At 62.7% G+C, this 23,922-nt stretch carries 15 protein-coding genes and 1 tRNA gene; 10 read left to right on the forward strand and 6 right to left on the reverse strand.

Annotation, left to right across the window (positions count from 1 at the left end):
* Window positions 1–118: 118 nt before the first annotated feature.
* Complete coding sequence (locus E4K64_RS09705; RefSeq protein ID WP_135163293.1) at window positions 119–2,176, reverse strand: ATP-dependent helicase; 2,058 nt, start codon at window positions 2,174–2,176, stop codon at window positions 119–121.
* A 121-nt stretch (window positions 2,177–2,297) separates the two neighbouring features.
* On the opposite strand from E4K64_RS09705, the gene E4K64_RS09710 reads away from it, so the two are divergent.
* Entirely contained in the window at window positions 2,298–2,888 is a 591-nt protein-coding gene (locus E4K64_RS09710; protein WP_135163294.1) for a TMEM175 family protein, read from the forward strand.
* Window positions 2,889–2,897: 9 nt separating this feature from the next.
* Here E4K64_RS09710 and E4K64_RS09715 read toward each other — a convergent pair whose 3' ends face one another.
* The gene (locus E4K64_RS09715) at window positions 2,898–3,278 is read right to left on the reverse strand and encodes a YciI family protein (RefSeq protein WP_135163295.1); all 381 of its coding nucleotides are present in this window, start codon (window positions 3,276–3,278) and stop codon (window positions 2,898–2,900) included.
* A gap of 198 nt (window positions 3,279–3,476) precedes the next feature.
* Here E4K64_RS09715 and E4K64_RS09720 point away from each other — a divergent pair, with 198 nt between their 5' ends.
* Window positions 3,477–3,662: a hypothetical protein gene (locus E4K64_RS09720; RefSeq protein ID WP_126258047.1), complete on the forward strand. Its 186-nt coding sequence runs from the start codon at window positions 3,477–3,479 to the stop codon at window positions 3,660–3,662.
* A 27-nt stretch (window positions 3,663–3,689) separates the two neighbouring features.
* On the forward strand, window positions 3,690–3,893 hold the full coding sequence (locus E4K64_RS09725) for a hypothetical protein (protein ID WP_135163296.1): 204 nt from the start codon (window positions 3,690–3,692) through the stop codon (window positions 3,891–3,893).
* 10 nt (window positions 3,894–3,903) lie between these two features.
* On the opposite strand, the gene E4K64_RS09730 is transcribed toward E4K64_RS09725, so the two are convergent.
* Window positions 3,904–4,617 carry a substrate-binding periplasmic protein gene (locus tag E4K64_RS09730; RefSeq protein ID WP_167771912.1) on the reverse strand — a complete coding sequence of 238 codons (714 nt, stop codon included), beginning with the start codon at window positions 4,615–4,617 and terminating at the stop codon, window positions 3,904–3,906.
* Between the two features lie 338 nt (window positions 4,618–4,955).
* On the opposite strand from E4K64_RS09730, the gene E4K64_RS09735 reads away from it, so the two are divergent.
* Both E4K64_RS09735 and E4K64_RS09740 read left to right on the forward strand, forming a co-directional pair.
* Entirely contained in the window at window positions 4,956–7,361 is a 2,406-nt protein-coding gene (locus tag E4K64_RS09735) for an ATP-binding protein (RefSeq protein ID WP_135163298.1), read from the forward strand.
* 329 nt (window positions 7,362–7,690) lie between these two features.
* Window positions 7,691–7,764: transfer RNA gene (locus tag E4K64_RS09740), tRNA-Gly, on the forward strand.
* Between the two features lie 72 nt (window positions 7,765–7,836).
* On the opposite strand, the gene E4K64_RS09745 is transcribed toward E4K64_RS09740, so the two are convergent.
* Both E4K64_RS09745 and E4K64_RS09750 read right to left on the reverse strand, forming a co-directional pair.
* Window positions 7,837–8,331 carry a site-specific integrase gene (locus E4K64_RS09745; RefSeq protein ID WP_235884631.1) on the reverse strand — a complete coding sequence of 165 codons (495 nt, stop codon included), beginning with the start codon at window positions 8,329–8,331 and terminating at the stop codon, window positions 7,837–7,839.
* Window positions 8,332–8,748: 417 nt separating this feature from the next.
* Window positions 8,749–9,273 (reverse strand): DinB family protein, encoded by a 525-nt coding sequence (locus tag E4K64_RS09750; RefSeq protein WP_135163299.1) that lies wholly within the window; start codon window positions 9,271–9,273, stop codon window positions 8,749–8,751.
* Window positions 9,274–9,338: 65 nt separating this feature from the next.
* Between E4K64_RS09750 and E4K64_RS09755 the strand changes: the two genes are divergently transcribed.
* Together E4K64_RS09755 and E4K64_RS41095 are read left to right on the forward strand one after the other, a co-directional pair.
* A complete protein-coding gene (locus E4K64_RS09755; protein ID WP_235884633.1) occupies window positions 9,339–9,977 on the forward strand; it encodes a TetR/AcrR family transcriptional regulator in 639 nt (212 codons plus the stop codon).
* A gap of 278 nt (window positions 9,978–10,255) precedes the next feature.
* Entirely contained in the window at window positions 10,256–10,501 is a 246-nt protein-coding gene (locus E4K64_RS41095; RefSeq protein WP_235884635.1) for a VOC family protein, read from the forward strand.
* Window positions 10,502–11,163: 662 nt separating this feature from the next.
* Here the strand turns inward: E4K64_RS41095 and E4K64_RS09765 are convergent.
* Window positions 11,164–11,736 (reverse strand): hypothetical protein, encoded by a 573-nt coding sequence (locus tag E4K64_RS09765; protein ID WP_167771913.1) that lies wholly within the window; start codon window positions 11,734–11,736, stop codon window positions 11,164–11,166.
* A 90-nt stretch (window positions 11,737–11,826) separates the two neighbouring features.
* Here E4K64_RS09765 and E4K64_RS09770 point away from each other — a divergent pair, with 90 nt between their 5' ends.
* From E4K64_RS09770 to E4K64_RS09780, 3 genes are all read left to right on the forward strand, one after another.
* Window positions 11,827–22,254 (forward strand): VCBS domain-containing protein, encoded by a 10,428-nt coding sequence (locus tag E4K64_RS09770; protein ID WP_135163301.1) that lies wholly within the window; start codon window positions 11,827–11,829, stop codon window positions 22,252–22,254.
* 840 nt (window positions 22,255–23,094) lie between these two features.
* Window positions 23,095–23,310: a hypothetical protein gene (locus E4K64_RS09775; RefSeq protein WP_135163302.1), complete on the forward strand. Its 216-nt coding sequence runs from the start codon at window positions 23,095–23,097 to the stop codon at window positions 23,308–23,310.
* Between the two features lie 105 nt (window positions 23,311–23,415).
* Window positions 23,416–23,922, forward strand: coding sequence for an A24 family peptidase (locus E4K64_RS09780; protein WP_135163303.1), 507 nt, complete (start codon window positions 23,416–23,418; stop codon window positions 23,920–23,922).

Consider the following 23,922-nt stretch of genomic DNA (forward strand, 5'->3'; position numbering starts at 1 on the left):
CGCGCGACAAGTCGGCTTTCGGAAATGCTCGGTTTCCGATTGTGAGCGGATTCGGATGCGCCGCAGGTTCGCGCCGCTCGACGTCTATTGCGCTTGCTGATTGCGCCGGCCGCGCCGTCTAGCGCCACATCCCCCGCATCCGCGCCCCGATGTCGATCTTCGGTCCCTGCGCCGCGCTGCGCGCTGCGCCCGAAGCGGCCTTCGGCCAGGCGGTGCGCTCGAACAGGTGAATCAGCTGCTCCGGGATGAAGCGGGTGCGCGAGGCGTAGACGTGGCGGTCGCCCTTGGCCGCCTGGCCGTGGGTGAAGAAGCGCTGGGGAACGACGAGGTGCAGATCGTCCTTGGCGCGCGTCATCGCGACATAGAGCAGGCGGCGCTCCTCCTCGATCTCGGCGCTGGTGCCGGCGCCGAGATCGGAGGGGATGCAGCCGTCGACGACGTTGAGCACGAAAACCGATTTCCACTCCTGGCCTTTGGCGGAGTGGATGGTGGAGAGGATCAGAAAATCCTCGTCGCGCAACGGCGGACCTGATTTGTCGCTGGTCGCATCCGGCGGATCGAGCGTGAGCTCGGTCAGGAATTTTTCGCGGCTGGAATAGCCGCTTGCGATCTGCTCGAGCTGCATCAGGTCGGCGCGGCGCGTCTCGGAATCCTCGTGGATGCGGTCGAGATGCGGCTCGTACCACAGCCGCACGCGCTCGAGATCGACAGGCCATTCCGAATAGCGCAGGTTCTGGGTCGTACGGACGAAGTCGGTCCAGTCCGCGCCGGTGCGCGCCGGCACCGGAAGCTGGCCGAGCGCTGTGAGCGGATCGGTGCTCTCCGCCATCTGGTCGAGCACGCGCTGCGCGGTCGCGGGGCCCACGCCCGGCAGCAGATGCAGGATGCGGAAACCGGCGACGCGGTCGCGCGGATTTTCGGCGAAGCGCAGCAGCGCCAGCACGTCCTTGACGTGCGCGGCATCGAGGAATTTCAGCCCGCCGAACTTGACGAACGGGATGTTGCGGCGGGTCAGCTCGATTTCGAGCGGGCCGGAATGCGAGGAGGTGCGGAACAGCACCGCCTGGTGCTTGAGCAGCGCGCCTTGCTCGCGGTTCGCCAGCACCTCCTCGACGATGTAGCGCGCCTGGTCGGCCTCGTCGTGCACGGTGACGAGCTGCGGCTTCCGCCCCGCGATGCGATCGGTCCAGAGGTTCTTGGTGAAGCGCTCGCGGGCGAGACCAATCACGCCGTTGGCGGCGGCCAGCACGGCCTGGGTCGAGCGGTAGTTGCGGTCGAGCGTGATCATCTCCGCGCGGGGCGAGAAGCTCTGCGGAAATTCCAGGATGTTGCGCACGGTGGCGGCGCGGAACGAGTAGATCGACTGGGCATCGTCGCCGACCACGGTGAGCCCGCGTCCGTCGGGCTTCAGCGCCAACAGGATCGAGGATTGCAGGCGGTTGGTGTCCTGGTATTCGTCGACCAGCACGTGGTCGAAGCGGCCGCCGATTTCCTCCGCGATCAGCGCATCGCTCATCATCTGCGACCAGTACAGCAGCAGGTCGTCGTAATCGAGCACATGCTGGGCCTGCTTGGCCTCGACATAGGCCGCGAACAGGCCCTTCAGCTCGGCGGCCCAGCCACTGCACCATGGATAGTGCTGGCCGAGCACCTTCTCGATCTCCATCTCGGCGTTGACGCAGCGTGAGTAGATCGACAGGCAGGTGCCCTTGGCGGGAAAGCGGCTTTCGGTCTTCGACAGGCCGCGCTCGTGCCGGACCAGGTTCATCAGGTCGGCGGAGTCTTCGCGGTCGTGGATGGTGAAGGCGGGATCGACGCCGATCCGCTCGGCATATTCGCGGAGCAGCCGCGCGCCGATACCATGAAAGGTGCCGGCCCAGGTCAGGGCATCGCGCATGATTGCGGCGTTGTTCTCGCCCAGCACCTTTCGGGCGATGCGCTCGACCCGGCCGGCCATCTCGGCCGCCGCGCGGCGGGAAAACGTCATCAAGAGGATGCGGCGCGGATCGGCGCCTGCGACGATCAGATGCGCGACGCGGTGGGCCAGGGTGTTGGTCTTGCCGGAGCCGGCGCCGGCGATGACCAGCAGGGGGGCGCCCAATGTAGCGCCGTCGGCCACGCCATGCACGACGGCGCGGCGCTGCTCCGCATTGAGCGTGTCCAGATATGTCGCCACGAATCGCCCCGGTGAAAGGGCGAGAGTCGGCCATCCCGGCGCGAATCGCAATGCGGCTGGACGGAGCTGGAATTAGGATTTAGGGGAAGACGGCCCCGAGTTCCAGCAGCACACGCCCGAGATGACCGAGCTCAAACCCGACCAGTTCGAGATGCGGCGGCTGGAATCGCTCAGCAACACCATCTTTGGCGTGGCCATGACGCTTCTGGCCTACGACCTGCCCAAGGCGGGGGTCTTCACCAGCGCGCCCGGCTGGAGCGACCTCGCCCGGGTCTATTCCGGCAAGCTTGCCGGCTTCGCCCTCAGCTTCATCATCGCCGGCGTATTCTGGATCAGCCATCACCGGCGGCTGGCGCGCCAGCCGGTCGGCGGCCGCGGCGTGGTGATCCTCAACCTGTTCTTCCTGCTCTCGATCGTGCTGCTGCCTGTCACCAACGGCCTCTACACCAATTACGGCATGAGCAATGCAGTCGCGGTGCTCTACGGCCTGCACCTTACTGCCATCGCCGGCCTCAATGCCTGGCTGTGGTGGACCATCCTCGGCAGCTGGCGCCACGAGATCATGGCCTCGCTGTTTCCGCTTCTGGTGTTCGTCCCAGGCACGATCGTGGCGGCATTTGCGCCGCAGGTCGCGCCTTTCGTCTGGTTCATCGCCTTTGGCGGGCTCCTGATCCAGCGCTTCTACGGTGCGCGGACAGGGCCGGGCGCGTAAGGCTGCGCCTCACCCGGACGTCGCGCTGAACCCATCGGCTGGCACGTAAAGCTTGACCGGGCGGATTTCGTAGACCGCGGTCGGATTGACCGCACGCAGCTTCCGCGCTGCCGCGATCGCCTCCTCCTCGGTGGCGCATTGGATCAGATGGAAGCCCAGGAGCTGCTCCTTGGTCTCGGCAAACGGTCCGTCCAGCACCATGCCGGCGCCGGGGCCACGCAAGGTACGGGCCTTTCGGGTCTCGTCCAGGCGGGCGGCCGGCCCAAACTGTCCGCTGGCCCGCAAGGGCGCCTGAACTTCGATGACCTTGGCCACGACCGCGGCGTCCTGCTCCGGCGTCCAGGACATGACCTCGTCTTCCACATGGTAGGCCAGGATGGCGTAAAGCATCGTCACCTCGTTGTTTTTCTGTACAGATCCCAAGGACGTAGCACCGCCTGCGGTGCCGACAATCCCGAAGCAAAATATTGCGCGGCCCGCAAGCGACGAAACCGTCCTGAAACCCGATTGCGCCCTTGCCGCGTGAACGCGGCCGGAAGCGGTCGCGACTGATGACCACAAACAACAAGATGTCTGCTGGAGGCGGTAATGTCGGGTCACATCATCAAGATCATCTGCGACGCGCGTCGGGCCGGACGGTCGGAGCCGTCCGATCTGCACGACCAGGCCGGCCATCACCGCTATTACGGCAGCTCGGCCGAGAATGGCGGCGAGCGGATCGCCGAGAGCCGGCGCGGCAAGCGGCCGCGCGCACTCGGCGTCTGCGGCTTCTGATGCATCTGGTGAGACGGTCTGTCCGCGATGGACGTCCTGCAGATATCGATCGCGCTGATGCCGTTCCTGCTCGCACTGATGAGCCGGATGGGCAAGGCCATCGTGCCCTGCCTGCTGACGAGCCTCTTCACCGTGCTGCTCGGCGGGGAGCCTCACCGCGCAGTCGTGGCCTGGTGCGTCGGCATGCTCATCTCAGCCGTCGCGTTTCGCGAGCGACTTCGCGCGGGCTGATCCGCGGCGGTCAATGCGTGGCCAGGACCCGCTTGACCAAGGCCTCACGCAGCGCCGCCAATTCGCCGCTCGCCTCCATCTGAGCGATCACCTTGCCCACCTTTGGCACCAGATCGCGATGGCGTTCATGCAGGTAATGGTAGATGTGGATCCGCTCGAGCGGCGGCGAGAGCGGGTAGATTCTGGCCTGCAGATTGAGTTTCCTCACCGCGACAAGTCCGCTGAGGAGGTCGGTGACCATCACGTCGAAGCGGTCAGCGTCGAGCATCCTGACCATGTTGTCCAGGCTGGCGGTCGCCGTGACGCGGGCCATGTCGCGCGTGCCGGCCTCCGAGGAGCCGACGCCGCGGACGATACCGATGCTGTAGTCCTTGATCGAATCCCAGCCGGCGACGTCGAACCGGAGCTTGGTCGCGAACACTGCGGGCTCGATGTAGTTGATCGCCGGCGTGACCTGGATCAGCGTCGGGTAGTCGCGCGAGAGGGTTCCGATCCGCTGGATCTCGCCGTCGACCGCGCCGGCGCTCGACAGCGCGAGCGCGCGCTTGCCGGGGACGTCCTCGAACTCCAGCCTGATGTTGAGCTTGGCATAGACAGCCCGCAGCATCTCGCCGCCGACATATTGATCGGGGATGTCGGCAATGCGCGCCAGCCGGATCAAGTCCTGCGCCTGCGACGGACCGGCTGCGAGCAGCGACAGGCAGACGACGACTGGCCGCCACATCAGGCGCCTCCTTCGGGGCGCGCATCGCTAGCCCGGATTCGCACGCCCGCGCGATCTGCCGGAACTGGGCACCTTTGGAGGGCGGCAATTGTTACCGCTCGCCCGCCATGCCCGCGACTCCGGACTTTCACTGGTGTCATTCTAGCACGCGGAGTGGTAGTTTGCGCCGGAATCCTGCTGCTCGGCGCAAGGCGTGACTCGCCGACCTCGATCCGTCCAAATGCCGACAGGGTGATTGCGCGCATCGTGTGACGAGGCAGGCGTCTCAACTCTTGGACGGCTCGAGACTGCAACCGGTGGACCGGAGCAGGGAGACGCCATTTCCGAGGACGTGGTGCATGGGCAACGCAGCTGACGAGGACCCCAAGCGTAGCCACGCCATCGCGCCGGCGGCTGCGAAGCCGGGCTTGACCGGCGTCGGCACCGCGCTCGCGCCTCCGATATTCGCACCGCTGCTGTCACGGCTCTTCAACTGGTCGCGCAGCGGCATCGGGCCGCGCCTGCTCGCCGCGGTGCTGCTGTTCTCCTCCGCCGTGACGCTGACGTTGACCGCGCTTCAGCTCTATCTCGATTACGACCGGGAGGTCGGGCTGATCGAGACGCGTCTCGACGAGATCGGCCGCAGCACGACCGGCAGCCTCGGCGAGAGCCTGTGGAATCTCGACCAGAACCAGCTCAGGCTTCAGCTCGACGGCATCCTGCGGCTGCCCGACATCCGGGCCGCCGAGGTGCGCGAGATCGCCGATCGTCCCAATCCGATCCGCCTTGCGGTCGGCGAGCCCAGCTCCCGCTCGGTGGTGACGCGCGACTATCCCTTGACCTACAGCGTGCAGGGCACCCCACGTGAGATCGGCGTGCTCCACGTCGAGGCGACGCTGACCGACGTCTATCAGCATCTGTTCAATCGGGCGCTGGTCATCCTGGTGAGCCAGGCAGCGAAGACATTCCTGGTTTCTCTGTTCATCATCTACATGTTCCATCTGCTGGTGACGCGGCATCTGGTCACCATCGCCGAGTTCGTCAGCAAATACAGCCTGGCCCGGCCGCCTCCGCCTTTGCGCCTGGAGCGCCGGCCGCCCTACAATGCCGACGAGCTGGACAAGGTGGTCGGCGCCTTCAACGCCATGTGTGCGAACCTCGAGCAGGCCTATGGCGAGCTGCGCGAAGCCAATGAAAGTCTCGAGCGCGATCTGACCATCCGCCGGCGCGCCGAAGAGGATGCACGGGCGAGCGAACAGCGTTTCCGCGACTATGCCGAGACCGCGTCCGACTGGTTCTGGGAGACCGGACCGGACCATCGGTTCACCTACATATCCGACCGCGCTGGCGCGTTCGGCATGGACGGCGCGGCGCTGATCGGCAAGCGCCGCACCGATGCCGCGTTCGGCCGCGATGCCGAGCCCGAGAAATGGCGTGCGCACTTGGCGACGCTGGACCGCCACGAGCCGTTCCGCAAGTTCGAATATCGCGGCCGCGACGTCGCCGGGCGGATGCATCATTTCAGCGTCAACGGCCAGCCGATCTTCGCCGCCGACGGACGCTTCATGGGCTACCGGGGGTCCGCGACCGACCTCACCGCGCAGCACGAGGCCGAGGAGCGGCTGCGTCAAGCCCAGAAGATGGACGCGATCGGCCAGCTCACCGGCGGCGTCGCGCACGATTTCAACAACGTGCTCACGGTCATCACCGGTACCATCGAGATCATCCAGGAAGGTCTGGCAGACAAGCCCGAGTTCGCCGCGATCGCGCAGCTGATCGACGATGCGGCCGCGCGCGGTGCCGAGATCACCTCGCAGCTGCTCACCTTCGCGCGCCGCCAGCCGCTGGAGCCGCGCGAGATCGACGTCAATGCCCTCGTGGTCGAGACCGCGAAGCTGCTCAAGCCGATCCTTGGCGAGCATATCGAGATCGAGACCAAGCTCGCCGACGACGCCTGGTCCGCGATGGCGGATCCGTCGCAGCTCTCTTCCGCGATCGTCAACCTGGCCGTCAATGCACGTGACGCGATGCCGGGTGGCGGCAGGCTCCTCCTCGAGACCGCAAACCGCGAGCTCGACGACACGAGCGGCGACGGCGAGGTCGTGCGCGGCGCCTTCGTGATGGTCGCAGTCAGCGACACCGGCCACGGCATTCCGGCCGACATCCGCGCGCGCGTGTTCGAGCCGTTCTTCACCACCAAGGGCGTCGGTCGCGGCACCGGACTTGGGCTCAGCATGGTCTACGGCTTTGCCAAGCAGACCGGCGGCACCGTCGCCATCGAGAGCGAGGAGGGGGTCGGCACGGTGATGCGGGTGTTCCTGCCGCGGTCGAAGGGCGAGGCGCCGGCCAGGGCGACACCGGTTCAGCCGCTTGTCATGGCACGCGGGCAGGAGACGATCCTCGTGGTCGAGGACGATCCGCTGGTGCAGGGTTACGTCATTGCCCAGCTCGGCAGCCTCGGCTATCGCACGCTTGTGGCCGGCGACGGCGCATCGGCGCTGGCGCTGGTCGACCAGGGTGCCAAATTCGATCTGCTGTTCACGGACATCATCATGCCCGGCGGCATGAACGGGCGGGAATTGGCCGACGCCGTCCGGCTGCGCCGGCCCGGCCTGAGAGTGCTCTTCACCTCCGGCTACACCGACAACGCGATCGTCCACGAAGGGCATCTGGACCCCGGCGTGGCGTTGCTCCGAAAGCCCTACCGGAAGTCGGAGCTGTCGGAGAAGATTCGCGAGGTGCTTGCCGGCAAGCCGCCGGCCTGAGCCGCGCGAGCGACGAAAAAGGCGCGGCGGGGAAGCCCCGTCGCGCCCGATTTCGTGCTCGCTGGTCCAGGGCTGAGAGCGCCCCGATGCCAAGCCTTCACTCAGAGCTTAGCGGGCGACCCCAGCGAGGTGACAGCGCTTGGTAAGAGACACTGGATCACCTCCTTTCGTTGGTTTCGGAAGACTCCAATATAGGCGGCATTGCCGGCGCTGTTAAGGGCCGGCGGGTCCGGACGGAACCAGGGCGATTCGCAGGCCTGAGGACATACCGGAAAGCGGCGTCCTGAGCAGTTGAGACCGCCGCCCGGCCGTGTTAGGGAGCCCGTAGCGCGGGTGTAGCTCAATGGTAGAGCAGCAGCCTTCCAAGCTGAATACGAGGGTTCGATTCCCTTCACCCGCTCCAATGTTTTCAGTCACTTATCGGACTTCTTGATTTCCATTCCGACAAGACGGCCGAATCCATTCCGACAAATGTTCACTTTCTGGCCGCCTGCTTGCGCCGCCTGATGCGCTTGATCTGTGCGTCCTGTTTGGCCTCGTCGTCATGGTGATGGTAATGCGCCATCGCTTTAGTCGATGACCATTGGCCCTTCTTCATCAACTGGGTTTCTGTGAGGCCGAATGTGCTGGCTTCGGTGGTCCCACCATGCCGGCCAAACGACGTGAAGGTCAGCTCAGCGCGCAATCCCGCGGCCAGAATGACCTTCTTCGAAATGCGCTCAACTTGAGTCAGCATCTCGCCCTTGCCGCTCCAGGGCAAACTACTGCCATCTCGGCGCAGCATCAGGCCACCCGTCGGGCGTAATGCTTTCATCGCGTCAAGCTCGGCCATTAGCAGGGGATAGAGCGGCTTGCCCTTCTTATCGAAGAGCGGCTCCCATGAGCCCGTGCTCGTCTTGTAGTTGATGACATAGACGTGGTTCGGGCGTCCACCGCGATCGCAAGTCGAATTGGAGCGGGCCCAACGCATGGCGGGGCGGGCCAGGAGGCTGTGACACCGGACTCTGATCTAACCCCGCTCATCCACGCGTCTTATGCGGAGGCGTTTCGGATGGTGCTAGCAGCTCTGGCCGTGCTCGCGGTGCTGACGGCGTTCGTCTGCATCGTCACGCTGAAGCCGCCGGCTACGAAGCGAACAGAGTGAGCTGCGATTGTCCTTCGAGCTTCGCCATCTTCGCTATGTGGTCGCGGGTGCCGAACACGTCAGTTTTCGCAAGGCGGCGAAATCAGGCCGATTCAACAAGATTAGATCGTCGTCGTAGTGGCCTGGCGTGCAAATACAGGAGATCGGCGGAAACGGTTTGGTGGGCAAGCGGACACTGTCGGTTGTACCGACGGCAACAGCCGCTTCGGGTGGGAGGAAAACGCTCGTGCCCCTCCAGCTATTCTAGGCTGGCATGGGCTGCTTGTCGCCCTGTTGCCTGCGCGATGGCTCACTCTGATGGAGGAACACGGCGAATGTATCCCACGGTGGCGTTATGGAGAAGATGGAGAGTATGCGGCCAACCTCGCCGCGATGATATCCTCCATGGAGTGCGACGTGAGTCAGCATCTCTTCTCTCGTCATGTATCCCTTGTCGCCGTCGGTGAAGGTGAACGGGACAGATTCGGAAAGCTTCGCGGGGGAGACATTCTGAACGTAGTCCAGGTACCATTGATCCGATGCTGCGACAGCGGCGCGCAACTCGCTCAACGTCGGTGTCTCGACCGTGTTATCCGACTCGTAGTGATGATTCGTGCCACTGAGATGAGCGGCAAATATCTGGGCCACCACATAGTAGTGATTGATCAGCCGTATTGCGGAGTGTCTTTCGTCCTTTTGCGACTCCCCGGCGAGCATCTCTAGCTTGCCGAATAGATCGTTGTTGGCCCATGCGTGATAGCGATACACGGTACGAAGCAACGTGCTCATAGTCGGTATCCCTTTCCCAATCCACGGAATGTGAGTAATTTGCTTGTATTCTGCGCGGAGGGATAATGTCTACTCGCATTGCAAAATCGCAGCCCGTGATGCGGAAAGAGCCGCGTCAGGCCCGGTCCCGAGCGACCGTTGAGGCGATGATCGAAGCTGGTGCTCGTATTCTGGGCGACGAAGGATGGGCCGGTTTTACAACCAACAAGGTCGCAGAAGCAGCCGGGGTAAGCATCGGCTCGCTTTATCAGTATTTTCCCGACAAGCTGTCGCTAATCGAGGGCATTCGTCGTCGCCACCTTGATGACTGCCTTGCCGTGATGCGGAGATCTCAGAAGGAGGGGCGGCCGGTGATGCAGTTCGTAGAGGCTCTTGTTGGCGACATGATCGCAGCGCACAGCATCCATCCGGGACTTCATAAAGTGCTGCTCGACGAAGCCCCGAGCTTTGACGGCCTTAGGGATCCACGCAGTTCATTCGAGGCAGAATATCTCGCCTGCTACCAGGCGGCTGTCGCTACATATCGGGCGCAAGAGACAAATGCGAACGATTATACGGTTTCGCTAATCATCTCGGACGCCATCGACGGAGTGATCCATAACGCGGCGCGCCGCGGCATGCTCGAAGACCCGGACGTCAAAAACGAACTTGTCCGGATGATTGGCTTGTACCTTTCCGCCGGAGGCGAGGGGCCTACTGGGTAGATCGATCAGTCGAAGTCTCAAGGTCGGCAACGGGTTCTTCCCAGCCATTCCCGGTGGTTACCAAGCGTCAGATCTCCGTTGCTTCATCGGCGCGAAGCTCTGGCACGACATCATCCGGGATTTCCCGTAGAAAGCTCTGACCATCATGTAGCCGTTTGCCGAGCGTCTCGACGAAGCCTTCGAAGCTTCGAAATATCATGCTGATGGGCTTCTGTCGTCGTTAAGCCCACTTGGTTGGGGATCCTGTCGTAGTGATTCACGTCGATGGGAGATGCAGGATGAGTGACGAAATCAGCATGGAACTGTGCTTGTTCATTGAGCATGGCCGGGAGCGGGAAGCCGCTGGGTTCTACAGCGCGGCTCTTGGAGCGCGGGAAATCGACACGTTAGAAATTGATGGATCGCTTTTGGGAATCGTAATGCTGTTCGGTAATATGCCCGTTTCTGTCGCTGGGGCGAACCCCGAAGAGAATCCGAGCCAAGCCGTGGCGGCCCCTTCTTTCCCAAGGTTGCAGGGGCAGTGAGCACCATCTTCCGAATCAACGTGCCTGACATAGAGGTCGCAATGAATCGCGCTACTTCGTCCGGAGCAACCATCCGAGATCACGTCCAAACGGATCCACTCGGCAGGCGCGTTGCATCGATTTTCGACCCCTTCGGTCATATTTGGGCTTTGGTGGAGCGCAAGAGAGACGCGGCCGCGCTGGCTGCATAATAGTTGTCGCAAAAGTCGGTCGCCAAACTCTGATTTCTGCGACCGATTTTTGCGACAGAAATTCCCCTTAAATATCAGGGGGCCCTTTTTGTCGCGGAAACCTAGGGCGTCAACGAAGGGCAGTTCATGTGCTGGCGTTCGTCATGCCGGCCAACATGGGGCGCATCGCTTTCACGGCGGGAGGTCGGATCCTCGGATCCTCGGATCATCACCGGTTGGAGCAAAGTATTGCGATACTGGTGCTTTCGCGCCTGCTCTTCCGAGATAGGGCTGAGTTTCGGCTAGTTGCTCCCTGCGAATTTGCTGATCTACGCGAAGCAAAGATCATCTCGCGAACCGAGTGCATCTGGGTGACAAGCCGTAGAATTCCGGTGTCGCCTCGCAAAGGGGGGCGCAAAAGTCTCTTTGTCATTGATTTAATGCATTAATCATCAAATTGGACAAATAAATAAATGGACAGGGGCTTTAATTTTAAATAGAGATTAATTTAATGAGGATTGAATGATCGTGGCGCTTCTTTGCTCGCGGTCGTCGCTTCTGAAGCCGCGAATAATGCAGAATCAATGTTGCCAAAACGTGGGCGGCTAAGCGCCGACCTCGATGGGCAAGGGGGATACCGCTCCAGATCTTTTCACGTAACTTGGCAGCAATTGATCGATCGTCGCTGGTGGACGAACCCAACACCGTCCGTGCGAGCGCTATCAGTTTGCGTGAATTGATCTTGCGGCGGCGCTCTCTGCTCTGCATTGGCAGACGAGGGTTGCGAATGACGTGCACGCATTTTGTCGCAATGTATGGCGGGGCTCGGGCAGTTTCGAATTCTTCTCCGTCAATTTGCGATCCTTCGATCCAGCCAAGTTTGCGGTTTGCAAACATGGCGGCTGTCAGGCGCGCGACCGTGCACACGACATCCGCTCGCGAACTCGGAGCCACTCTAGCCCCAAACAGAGCTGAGCGGCATGTGTTCTCTATGCACATTTTCGAAGCGCTGAGCAGGACGGTAGGCATTCTGAGCAGCTCTTCGGTATTTTTCTTGAGCAGCATAGGCAAGGCAACGGCCGATCATCCCCGCGCAATTGTGCAATTTGCCCACATCTGTGAACGCGGACGGCGTATCATCCGGAGGATTTAGCTATGGCGACGCAGACCACGGGCGGCGGCAGCACGGTTTCGTTTGGCAATACTCCGCAAGCCAACACCGACATTTTCTCGTTTACGGAAGATGCCAGCAACATTCTGATCTTGAATGTGCTGGCAAATGATCTTGGTGGCGCAGCCAAGACGCTGTTCTCGCTGGACGACGGAACGAGCGCCTCCGCGTCCACCAAGAGCTACGCACCTGCGGATTTGCTGGTCAAGGATGTGGCCTATAGCAGTGATGCGGCCGGCATGGCCGGAACCGGTGACCGCAGCGCGCTCGGTGCGCGCATCTGGATCGAGTCGGACGGCACCGTTCATTATGACAAGGGCGACATCAACGCTCAGCTTCAGGCGCTGGCGACCGGGCAAACGCTGACTGACACATTCACATACGCTATCCAGCTGGGCAATGGCACGCTCAGTTGGGCGACCGTGACTCTCCAGTTCAAGGGCGCAAACGATTCGGTCTTCATCACATCAAGTCCGCAGAGCGGCTCGGTGGTAGAAGACGCGAATGCCACACCGGATCTCTCGGATTCGCAGAGCGCGGCCGGCACTATCAGTTTCAACGACGCCGATCTCAGCGACACGCATTCGACCTCGTTCGCGGCAGCCTCTTCCAACACGACTTCGCTCGGCGCCTTCTCGCTCGATCCTGTCAACGAGGCGGCCAATGCCGCGAACGGCTCGGTGCAGTGGCACTATGCCTTGAACAATGGTGCTGCGCAGTATCTCGGCGCCGGCCAGAGCGTCACCGAGAGCTTCGTGGTGACGATCAACGACGGCCACGGCGCGACAGCGACCCAGACCGTGACGGTGACGATCACCGGCACCAACGATGCGGCCACGGTCTCTTCGGACTCGAAGTCCGTCACCGAGGACGACACCGCGGCCGCGCTGAACACCAGCGGCCAGCTCAGCATCACCGATCCGGATACGGGCGAGGCCCATGTCGTGGCGCAGAGCAACGTCCACGGCACCTATGGCGACTTTACCATCGATGCCAACGGCGCCTGGAGCTACAGCGGCAACGGCGCCCACAATGAGCTCACCGCCGGCCAGCAGGTGCAGGACCAGTTCACGGTGACCAGCCAGGATGGCACCGCGAGCGGCATCGTGACGGTGACCATCACCGGCAGCAACGACAACGCGACCGTGAGCTCCGACTCCAAGGCGGTGACGGAGGGCGACACCGCGGCGGCGCTGAACACCAGCGGCCAGCTGACGATTGTGGATCCCGACACCGGCGAAGCCCATGTCGTCGCCCAGACCAACGCGCATGGGACCTACGGCGACTTCACCATCGATGCCAACGGCGCCTGGACCTACGTCGGCAACGGTGCCCACAATGAGCTCACCGCCGGCCAGCAGGTGCAGGACCAGTTCACGGTGACCAGCCAGGATGGCACCGCGAGCGGCATCGTGACGGTGACCATCACCGGCAGCAACGATGCGGCCACAGTCTCGTCGGACTCGAAGTCCGTCACCGAAGGCGACACTGCCGCCGCATTGAACGCCTCCGGCCATCTGACGATTGTGGATCCCGACACTGGCGAAGCCCATGTCGTCGCCCAGAGCAACGCGCACGGGACCTACGGCGACTTCACGGTCGATGCCAACGGCGCCTGGAGCTACAGCGGCAACGGTGCCCACAATGAGCTCACCGCCGGCCAGCAGGTGCAGGACCAGTTCACGGTCACCAGCCAGGATGGCACCGCCACCGGCACCGTGACGGTGACCATTACCGGCAGCAACGACAACGCGACCTTGAGCTCGGACTCCAAGGCGGTGACGGAGGGCGACATTGCCTCCGCGCTGAACACCAGCGGCCATCTGACGATTGTAGATCCCGATACGGGCCAGGCCCATGTCGTGGCGCAGACCAATGCGCACGGGGCCTATGGCGACTTCACGATCGATGCCAACGGCGCTTGGAGCTATACGGGCAACGGTGCCCACAACGAGCTCACCGCCGGCCAGCAGGTGCAGGACCAGTTCACGGTGACCAGCCAGGATGGCACCGCCACCGGTACCGTGACGGTGACCATCACCGGCAGCAACGACGCGGCCACGGTCTCGTCGGACTCGAAGTCCGTCACCGAAGGCGACACTGCCGCCGCATTGAGCGCCTCCGGCCAGCTGACGATTGTGGATCCCGACACCGGCGAAGCCCATGTCGTCGCCCAGACCAACGCGCACGGGACCTACGGCGACTTCAGCATCGATGCCAACGGCGCCTGGAGCTACAGCGGGAACGGCGCCCACAATGAGCTCACCGCCGGCCAGCAGGTGCAGGACCAGTTCACGGTCACGAGCCAGGATGGCACCGCCACCGGCACCGTCACGGTGACCATCACCGGCAGCAACGACACCGCGACCGTCAGCTCGGACTCGAAGTCCGTCACCGAGGGCGACACCGCGGCGGCGCTGAACACCAGCGGCCAGCTCAGCATCACCGACCCCGACACCGGCGAAGCCCATGTCGTGGCCCAGACCAACGTCCACGGCACCTACGGCGACTTCACGGTCGATGCCAATGGCGCCTGGAGCTACAGCGGCAACGGTGCCCACAACGAGCTCACCGCCGGCCAGCAGGTGCAGGACCAGTTCACGGTCACGAGCCAGGATGGCACTGCGAGCGGCATCGTGACGGTGACCATCACCGGCAGCAACGATGCGGCGACCGTGAGCTCCGACTCCAAGGCGGTGACGGAGGGCGACATTGCCTCCGCGCTGAACACCAGCGGCCAGCTGACGATTGTGGATCCCGATACGGGCCAGGCCCATGTCGTGGCGCAGAGCAACGTCCACGGCACCTATGGCGACTTTACCATCGATGCCAACGGCGCCTGGAGCTACAGCGGCAACGGTGCCCACAATGAGCTCATCGCCGGCCAGCAGGTGCAGGACCAGTTCACGGTGACGAGCCAGGACGGCACCGCGACCGGCACCGTGACGGTGACCATCACCGGCAGCAACGATGCGGCCACGGTCTCTTCGGACTCGAAGTCCGTCAGCCAGGGCGACACCGCGGCGGCGCTGAACACCAGCGGCCAGCTCAGCATCACCGACCCGGATACGGGCGAAGCCCATGTTGTGGCGCAGAGCAACGTCCACGGCACCTATGGCGACTTTACCATCGATGCCAACGGCGCCTGGAGCTACAGCGGCAACGGCGCCCACAATGAGCTCACCGCCGGCCAGCAGGTGCAGGACCAGTTCACGGTGACCAGCCAGGACGGCACTGCGAGCGGCACCGTCACGGTGACCATCACCGGCAGCAACGATGCGGCCACGGTCTCGTCGGACTCGAACTCCGTCACCGAGGACGACACCGCGGCGGCGCTGAACACCAGCGGCCAGCTCAGCATCACCGACCCGGATACGGGCGAAGCCCATGTTGTGGCGCAGAGCAACGTCCACGGCACCTATGGCGACTTCACGATCGATGCCAACGGCGCCTGGAGCTACACCGGCAACGGTGCCCACAACGAGCTCATCGCCGGCCAGCAGGTGCAGGACCAGTTCACGGTGACGAGCCAGGATGGCACCGCCACCGGCACCGTGACGGTGACCATCACCGGCAGCAACGACAACGCGACCGTCAGCTCGGACTCGAAGTCCGTCAGCGAGGGCGACACGGCGGCGGCGCTGAACACCAGCGGCCAGCTCAGCATCACCGACCCCGACACCGGCGAAGCCCATGTCGTCGCCCAGACCAACGCGCACGGGACCTACGGCGACTTCACCATCGATGCCAATGGCGCCTGGAGCTACACCGGCAACGGTGCCCACAACGAGCTCACCGCCGGCCAGCAGGTGCAGGACCAGTTCACGGTGACCAGCCAGGACGGCACCGCCACCGGTACCGTGACGGTGACCATCACCGGCAGCAACGACAACGCGACCGTCAGCTCGGACTCGAAGTCCGTCAGCGAGGGCGACACGGCGGCGGCGCTGAACACCAGCGGCCAGCTCAGCATCACCGACCCCGACACCGGCGAAGCCCATGTCGTCGCCCAGACCAACGTCCACGGCACCTACGGCGACTTCACCATCGATGCCAACGGCGCCTGGAGCTACAGCGGCAACGGTGCCCACAACGAGCTCACCGCCGGCCAGCAGGTGCAGGACCAGTTCACGGTGACCAGCCAGGACGGCACTGCTACCGGCACCGTCACGGTGACCATCACCGGCAGCAACGATGCGGCCACGGTCTCGTCGGACTCGAAGTCCGTCACCGAGGACGACACCGCGGCCGCGCTGAACACCAGCGGCCAGCTCAGCATCATCGACCCGGATACGGGCGAAGCCCATGTCGTCGCCCAGACCAACGCGCACGGGACCTATGGCGACTTTACCATCGATGCCAACGGCGCCTGGACCTACGTCGGCAACGGTGCCCACAACGAGCTCACCGCCGGCCAGCAGGTGCAGGACCAGTTCACGGTCACGAGCCAGGATGGCACCGCCACCGGCACCGTCACGGTGACCATCACCGGCACCAACGACGCGGCCACGGTCTCTTCGGACTCGAAGTCCGTCACCGAAGGCGACACCGCCGCCGCATTGAACGCCTCCGGCCAGCTGACGATTGTGGATCCCGACACCGGCGAAGCCCATGTCGTCGCCCAGACCAACGCGCACGGGACCTATGGCGACTTTACCATCGATGCCAACGGCGCCTGGAGCTACACCGGCAACGGTGCCCACAACGAGCTCACCGCCGGCCAGCAGGTGCAGGACCAGTTCACGGTCACCAGCCAGGACGGCACCGCCAGCGGCACCGTGACGGTGACCATCACCGGCAGCAACGACAACGCGACCGTCAGCTCGGACTCGAAGTCCGTCAGCGAGGGCGACACCTCGGCGGCGCTGAACACCAGCGGCCAGCTCAGCATCACCGACCCCGACACCGGCGAAGCCCATGTCGTCGCCCAGACCAACGTCCACGGCACCTACGGCGACTTCACGGTCGATGCCAACGGCGCCTGGAGCTACAGCGGGAACGGCGCCCACAATGAGCTCACCGCCGGCCAGCAGGTGCAGGACCAGTTCACGGTGACCAGCCAGGATGGCACTGCGAGCGGCACCGTCACGGTGACCATCACCGGCAGCAACGACAACGCGACCGTCAGCTCGGACTCGAAGTCCGTCAGCGAGGGCGATACGGCGGCGGCGCTGAACACCAGCGGCCAGCTCAGCATCACCGACCCCGACACCGGCGAAGCCCATGTCGTCGCCCAGACCAACGTCCACGGCACCTACGGCGACTTCACGGTCGATGCCAACGGCGCCTGGAGCTACACCGGCAACGGTGCCCACAATGAGCTCACCGCCGGCCAGCAGGTGCAGGACCAGTTCACGGTCACGAGCCAGGACGGCACCGCGAGCGGCACCGTGACGGTGACCATTACCGGCAGCAATGATGCGGCCACGGTCTCGTCGGACTCGAAGTCCGTCACCGAAGGCGACACTGCCGCCGCATTGAACGTCTCCGGCCAGCTGACGATTGTGGACCCCGACACCGGCGAAGCCCATGTCGTCGCCCAGACCAACGTCCACGGCACCTACGGCGACTTCACGGTCGATGCCAACGGCGCCTGGAGCTACAGCGGGAACGGCGCCCACAATGAGCTCACCGCCGGCCAGCAGGTGCAGGACCAGTTCACGGTCACGAGCCAGGATGGCACCGCCACCGGCACCGTGACGGTGACCATTACCGGTACCAACGACAACGCGACCGTCAGCTCGGACTCGAAGTCCGTCAGCGAGGGCGACACCGCGGCGGCGCTGAACACCAGCGGCCAGCTCAGCATCACCGACCCCGACACCGGCGAAGCCCATGTCGTCGCCCAGACCAACGTCCACGGCACCTACGGCGACTTCACGGTCGATGCCAACGGCGCCTGGAGCTACAGCGGCAACGGCGCCCACAACGAGCTCATCGCCGGCCAGCAGGTGCAGGACCAGTTCACGGTCACCAGCCAGGATGGCACTGCCACCGGCACCGTGACGGTGACCATCACCGGCAGCAACGACAACGCGACCGTCAGCTCGGACTCGAAGTCCGTCAGCGAGGGCGACACCGCGGCGGCGCTGAACACCTCGGGCCAGCTCAGCATCACCGACCCGGATACGGGCGAAGCCCATGTTGTGGCGCAGAGCAACGTCCACGGCACCTATGGCGACTTTACCATCGATGCCAACGGCGCCTGGAGCTACAGCGGCAACGGTGCCCACAATGAGCTCATCGCCGGCCAGCAGGTGCAGGACCAGTTCACGGTGACGAGCCAGGACGGCACCGCGACCGGCACCGTGACGGTGACCATCACCGGCAGCAACGATGCGGCCACGGTCTCTTCGGACTCGAAGTCCGTCAGCGAGGGCGACACGGCGGCGGCGCTGAACACCAGCGGCCAGCTCAGCATCACCGACCCCGACACCGGCGAAGCCCATGTCGTCGCCCAGACCAACGCGTACGGCACCTACGGCGACTTCACGGTCGATGCCAACGGCGCCTGGAGCTACAGCGGCAACGGCGCCCACAATGAGCTCACCGCCGGCCAGCAGGTGCAGGACCAGTTCACGGTGACCAGCCAGGACGGCACTGCGAGCGGCATCGTGACGGTGACCATCACCGGCAGCAACGACGCGGCCACAGTCTCGTCGGACTCGAAGTCCGTCACGGAAGGCGACGCTGCCGCCGCATTGAACGTCTCCGGCCAGCTGACGATTGTGGATCCCGACACCGGCGAAGCCCATGTCGTCGCCCAGACCAACGTCCACGGCACCTACGGCGACTTCACGGTCGATGCCAACGGCGCCTGGAGCTACAGCGGCAACGGCGCCCACAACGAGCTCATCGCCGGCCAGCAGGTGCAGGACCAGTTCACGGTCACCAGCCAGGATGGCACTGCCACCGGCACCGTGACGGTGACCATCACCGGCAGCAACGACAACGCGACCGTCAGCTCGGACTCGAAGTCCGTCAGCGAGGGCGACACCGCGGCGGCGCTGAACACCAGCGGCCAGCTCAGCATCACCGACCCGGACACCGGCGAAGCCCATGTCGTGGCGCAATCGAACGTCCACGGGACCTATGGCGACTTTACCGTCGATGCCAACGGCGCCTGGAGCTACGTCGGCAACGGTGCCCACAATGAGCTCACCGCCGGCCAGCAGGTGCAGGACCAGTTCACGGTGACCAGCCAGGACGGCACCGCGAGCGGCACCGTCACGGTGACCATCACCGGCAGCAACGACGCGCCGGTGCTGAATGCCAATGGCGGTTCACTGTCCTATACCGAGGGTCAGGCGGCGACCGCGATCGATACGGCGCTGATCGTGTCGGATGTTGACAGCACCAATCTGACCGGCGCGACGGTCTCGATCACGGGCAACTTCGCCTCCGGCCAGGATGTGCTCGGTTTTACCAATCAGAACGGCATCACCGGCAGCTATAACGCCAGCACTGGGGTGCTGACCCTGACGGGATCGGCGAGTGTGGCGAACTACCAGGCGGCTCTGCGCTCCGTGACATATTCGAATTCGAGTGACAATCCGTCGGGCGCGACCCGCACCATCAGCTACCAGATTGACGACGGCCAAACAGTCAGCCACGCCAGCAATATCGTGAGCTCGACAGTCGCGGTCATCCCGGTCAACGACGCGCCGGTGAATACCGTTCCGGGAGCACAGACGACAAACGTCAACACGGCAAAGGCGATCACTGGACTTAGCATCTTCGATGCCGACTCGGACGGCGCCACCGAAACGATCACGTTGTCCGTAACCAACGGCACCTTGACCGTTTCAGGAGGTACCGCAGGGATCAGCGGCAGCGGAACATCGACGGTGACGCTGACCGGAACAGTCAGCGCCATCAATTCTACACTAGCCTCGACGGTCAACTACGTTCCGACACCGAACTTTGCCGGAACGAGCACTCTGACCATGACAACAAGCGACAATGGCCACACCGGAGCGGGTGGTGCATTGACCGATGTCGATACGGTGACAATTTCGGTCACGAGCCCCAGCCCCTTCGCTCTCACGACCGGCACCGATACGGTCTTCTTCGTATCGGGCACCAATACCGTGACCGGCACGCAATCTCCCCTAACGCTAAACAACGGTGACATGCTGACCGGGGGAAGCGGTACGGACACTCTCGTCGTCAGTGGTGGTGGTTTGGGGCCATTCACCTTCGGAGATGGTGCAGGAAGCATTGGCCTGACAAATTTCGAGACAATAAGTCTGAGTGATAGCAACAGCGGAAATCACACGGACACCCTGACATTCCTTTCGACATTCCAAAATGGAGGAACGCTCACGATCGACGGATCTGGCATCACTGGTAACGGCGACCTGGTCGTAGATGCTAGCGCAGTCACGTCTGGATCGTTTGTCATCATGGGCAGCTCGGGAAACGGCGGTGATGATACCCTCAAGGGCGGTTCAGGTAACGACACGATCAACGGTGGCGCAAGCACTGGCGCGGACAGGATCGTGGGTGGTGGTGGCGCAGATGCGCTGACTGGTGGTGGGGGGAACGATACATTCGCCTATCTCCGTGCCACCGACGCCGGTGACCACATCACCGACTTCAGCACCTCAGGGGACAAGCTAGAATTCACGGTAACCGCCGGGCGATTCGTCATTGGTGATGTCGATACAAGTGTTGAAAACGTCAGAACGGGCAACAACGCCGCGATAAATCTGGCCAACACGGAAGTCGGCATCAAAACAGACGCGTCCGTGACGACAGCGACAGTTCAATCAACGATCAACGGTTACTCGAATATCACGACAGGGGCCCTGTTCGTATTCCACAATTCGACGGTCGGCCACGCGCAGGTCTACTACGATCCCAATCCGAGCGTGGCGGGCGGCGCGATACTCGTTGCAGATTTGGACAATCTGACCACTCTGGCCAGCATAACCGGTAGCTTCAGCGCGGCGGACTTTGCGTTTGGAACGGCGCTTGCTCCTGCGGGCGTAGCGGGGCAGCCAATCAATCTGGGTCTGACCGACTCGCCGGCCAACGAGGGGCAATTCGCCACGGTTACTGTGGCCAGCATGCCCGCCGGCTGGATACTAAATGGTGGGACGCTGCTCCCCGATGGCAAGTGGACGATCGAGACGACCGACGTCAGCTCGCTAATGGTGACATCGCCAGTCAGTTTCGTCGGGGCATTGCACCTCGACGTGACCGTGACCCGGATGCAGCTGGACGGCTCGGCCGCAATCGAGACATTCGCCGACAATGTTGAAGCTTTTGCAGCGGGATCAGCCATCATCGCCGTTTCCGGTGACGACTATCTCACAGCATCAAGTGGCAGCGATCTGCTCGTATTCTCACAGCCGATCGGCCATGACGTCGTCTATAATTTCGACATTGCGCATGATCAGATCGACTTGATTGGCTACGCCGCCTTCAAGACCTTCGCCGACGTCCAGACGCATCTGTCGAGCGACAATGAGGGCAATGCCGTCATCGCGCTGGCCGACGGTCAAACGATCACTTTGGATGGCGTCGATGCTGGCTCGCTCGCTGCGGACGACTTCGTGTTCGACTTTAAGCCCATGGTCGATAACGCCGAAACAATGACAATCGGCAACGGCGCATTGCTGCCGTTGTCCGGCAACATCCACAATACAGGCACAATCTTGTTGAACGCGACCGGCGCGGAGACCGACTTGCAGCTTGTCGAGCACGGCATTTCGCTCGACGGTGGCGGTCAGGTGCTGTTGTCCGACAATAGCGAGAACACTGTCATTGGTGCTGTTTCCGGTGTCACGCTAACCAACGTCGACAACACCATTTCCGGAGCCGGACAGCTCGGCGAGGGGACATTGATCCTCGTCAACCAAGGTACAATCATCGCGACGGGCATCAACGCGCTCGAGATTGACACCGGCGACACCACAGTTGTCAATTCCGGGACGCTTGCGGCCAGCGGCAGCGGCGGTCTGGTCATCGACAGCAATGTGGACAATTCAGGGCTGCTGTGGGCGCATGGAGCCAACATCACTCTCAATGGCATCGTAAGCGGCAGCGGCACCGCACTGATGGATGGCGTGGCTACGATCGAATTCGGAGCGGCTTCATCTGCGCATGTTGCGCTTGATGCCGCAGCTACCGGGACAATCGTGCTCCATGACTCCTTCGACTTCAGCGGAGTCGTGTCCGGGTTTGACGAAAATGACCACTTGGATCTCCTCGACGTCGCATTCGGGGACGGCACGACCACAAGTTATGTCGCAAATCCAGCCGGCACTGGAGGAATCCTTTCGGTAACCGACGGAGTTCATACCGCCAATATCAGCTTGCTGGGCCAGTTTGATCCCGCGAGCTTCCAGGCTGAGGCAGACAAGAACATGGGAACGCTTATCAGCTACCACGGGGATCTAGTCTGACGCGTTGCGGGGAGATGGCTCAAGGCGCTGAGCGCAAAGTCGGTGCTTCGGTTCGCACGGAGATCCGGATGCGGTACACCGGACCAGATGGTGGAATTGGCTGTATGCGTCGTTGCCTCAACGCCTTGCCGACTGCGCTGATGCATCCCGCCGCTTCTGAATAGCTGGTATCTCATTGGGCTTGACCGAATCTCGCTCGAGCTGCGATTTACCGCAGCCCGTTCCAGTTCATCGAGCCTCTGCTTGCAAACGGCGCAGATATCGATCCGCGTACCCGAATTGGTGATTGCGACACACCCGTGCAGCTGACGGGATCATGCGGCTGCAAGGCAGCGATCAGTGCGATCGGAATCTTCGAAGGGATCACCTCACCCATCGTGGCAGATGTGTTGGGTCGCGCCTTCGCACGTCACGAAATTTGCCCCATGCACGCCGGCCTGGTCGCAGCATCCGGTCAATCATATGTGAGTGGATTGACAGGTTGATACACCAGACAGCTCATCGCCTTTCACATATTTATCATAATGCCAGAATAATCGGAATATATACCGCTTCCAGCCGTAATAATACGGTGATTTCTCACCGATTGTCAGCCAGTCCTCTGCCCGGGAGTCGATTGTTGGGTCAGCTATACCCTTTGTATTACGAGGGTTTTGTCGATGCTTGCATTGTCGCGATGACTCGTTTCGCGGTGGTTAATTCAAGAATGGGATTATATATTAAATGTTGACGATTATATCTATTTAATGGATAGTTTATCGCTGGCGGGGCCGGACATAAATCCGCAGCCGCTGGAAGTTGCCGACGTGTCTGCAAATTCATCAAAGAAGGAATTCCTCTATGTTGCATCATTTCATCGAAGCCAAGGAAGCGTTGAAGCGTCTGCGGTCGGACCAGAGCGGCGTGGTGTCATTCGAGTACATCATCGTCGCGGTTTGCATCGTTGGCGCGGTGGGCGCCGTGTTCGGCGGTGGAGCTGGTGGCCAAATCGGGGCCGCCCTGACGACCGGGATCACCGCTATCACTACCGCCTTCGCCACAGCGATCGCTGGCTGAAGCGGCGATTTGACCCCAGAGGGGGGCATCGGAATGTGTCCCCCTCTCGAATGTTCTTTCTGCATTCTTAGTGTGCCTTCCCCCTCTTTTGCGGCATCCATTTTTATGAGCTGGGTTTCATACATCGCCTCGATACTGGAAATCCTGTTGCTGCTCCACGTCGCAACGATCGACGTCGCGACGCGCCTGATCCGAAATGAAATGTGTCTGGCGCTGGTGGCCCTCGGGATCGCCAGTCAATTGCCCAATCCAATGCAAATGGCCGAGTCGCTGATATCGGCCGCGATCCTCTTTCTGCTGCTGTTCGTCCTGTACGCGCGCGGAGGAATTGGCGGCGGCGATGTCAAATTGCTGACTGCGCTGGCGATCGGGTTTCCACTGACCGGCCAGATTCAGCTCCTGACAATAACTGCGCTGGCCGGCGGCGTGCTTGCCCTGGTGCATCTGATCATGCGCCACCTGCCTTATCCCAAATTGGCACCCGCCAGATCGTCACTCCCGCGCCGGGTCTACGCGATCGAACGTTGGCGTCATTTGCGACACGCCCCGCTGCCCTACGGGGTTGCAATAGCGTGCGGGGGTATTTGGACGATCTTGAGCAAAGGATTGTGA

The sequence above is a fragment of the Bradyrhizobium frederickii genome (assembly GCF_004570865.1).
Taxonomy (GTDB): Bacteria; Pseudomonadota; Alphaproteobacteria; order Rhizobiales; family Xanthobacteraceae; genus Bradyrhizobium; species Bradyrhizobium frederickii.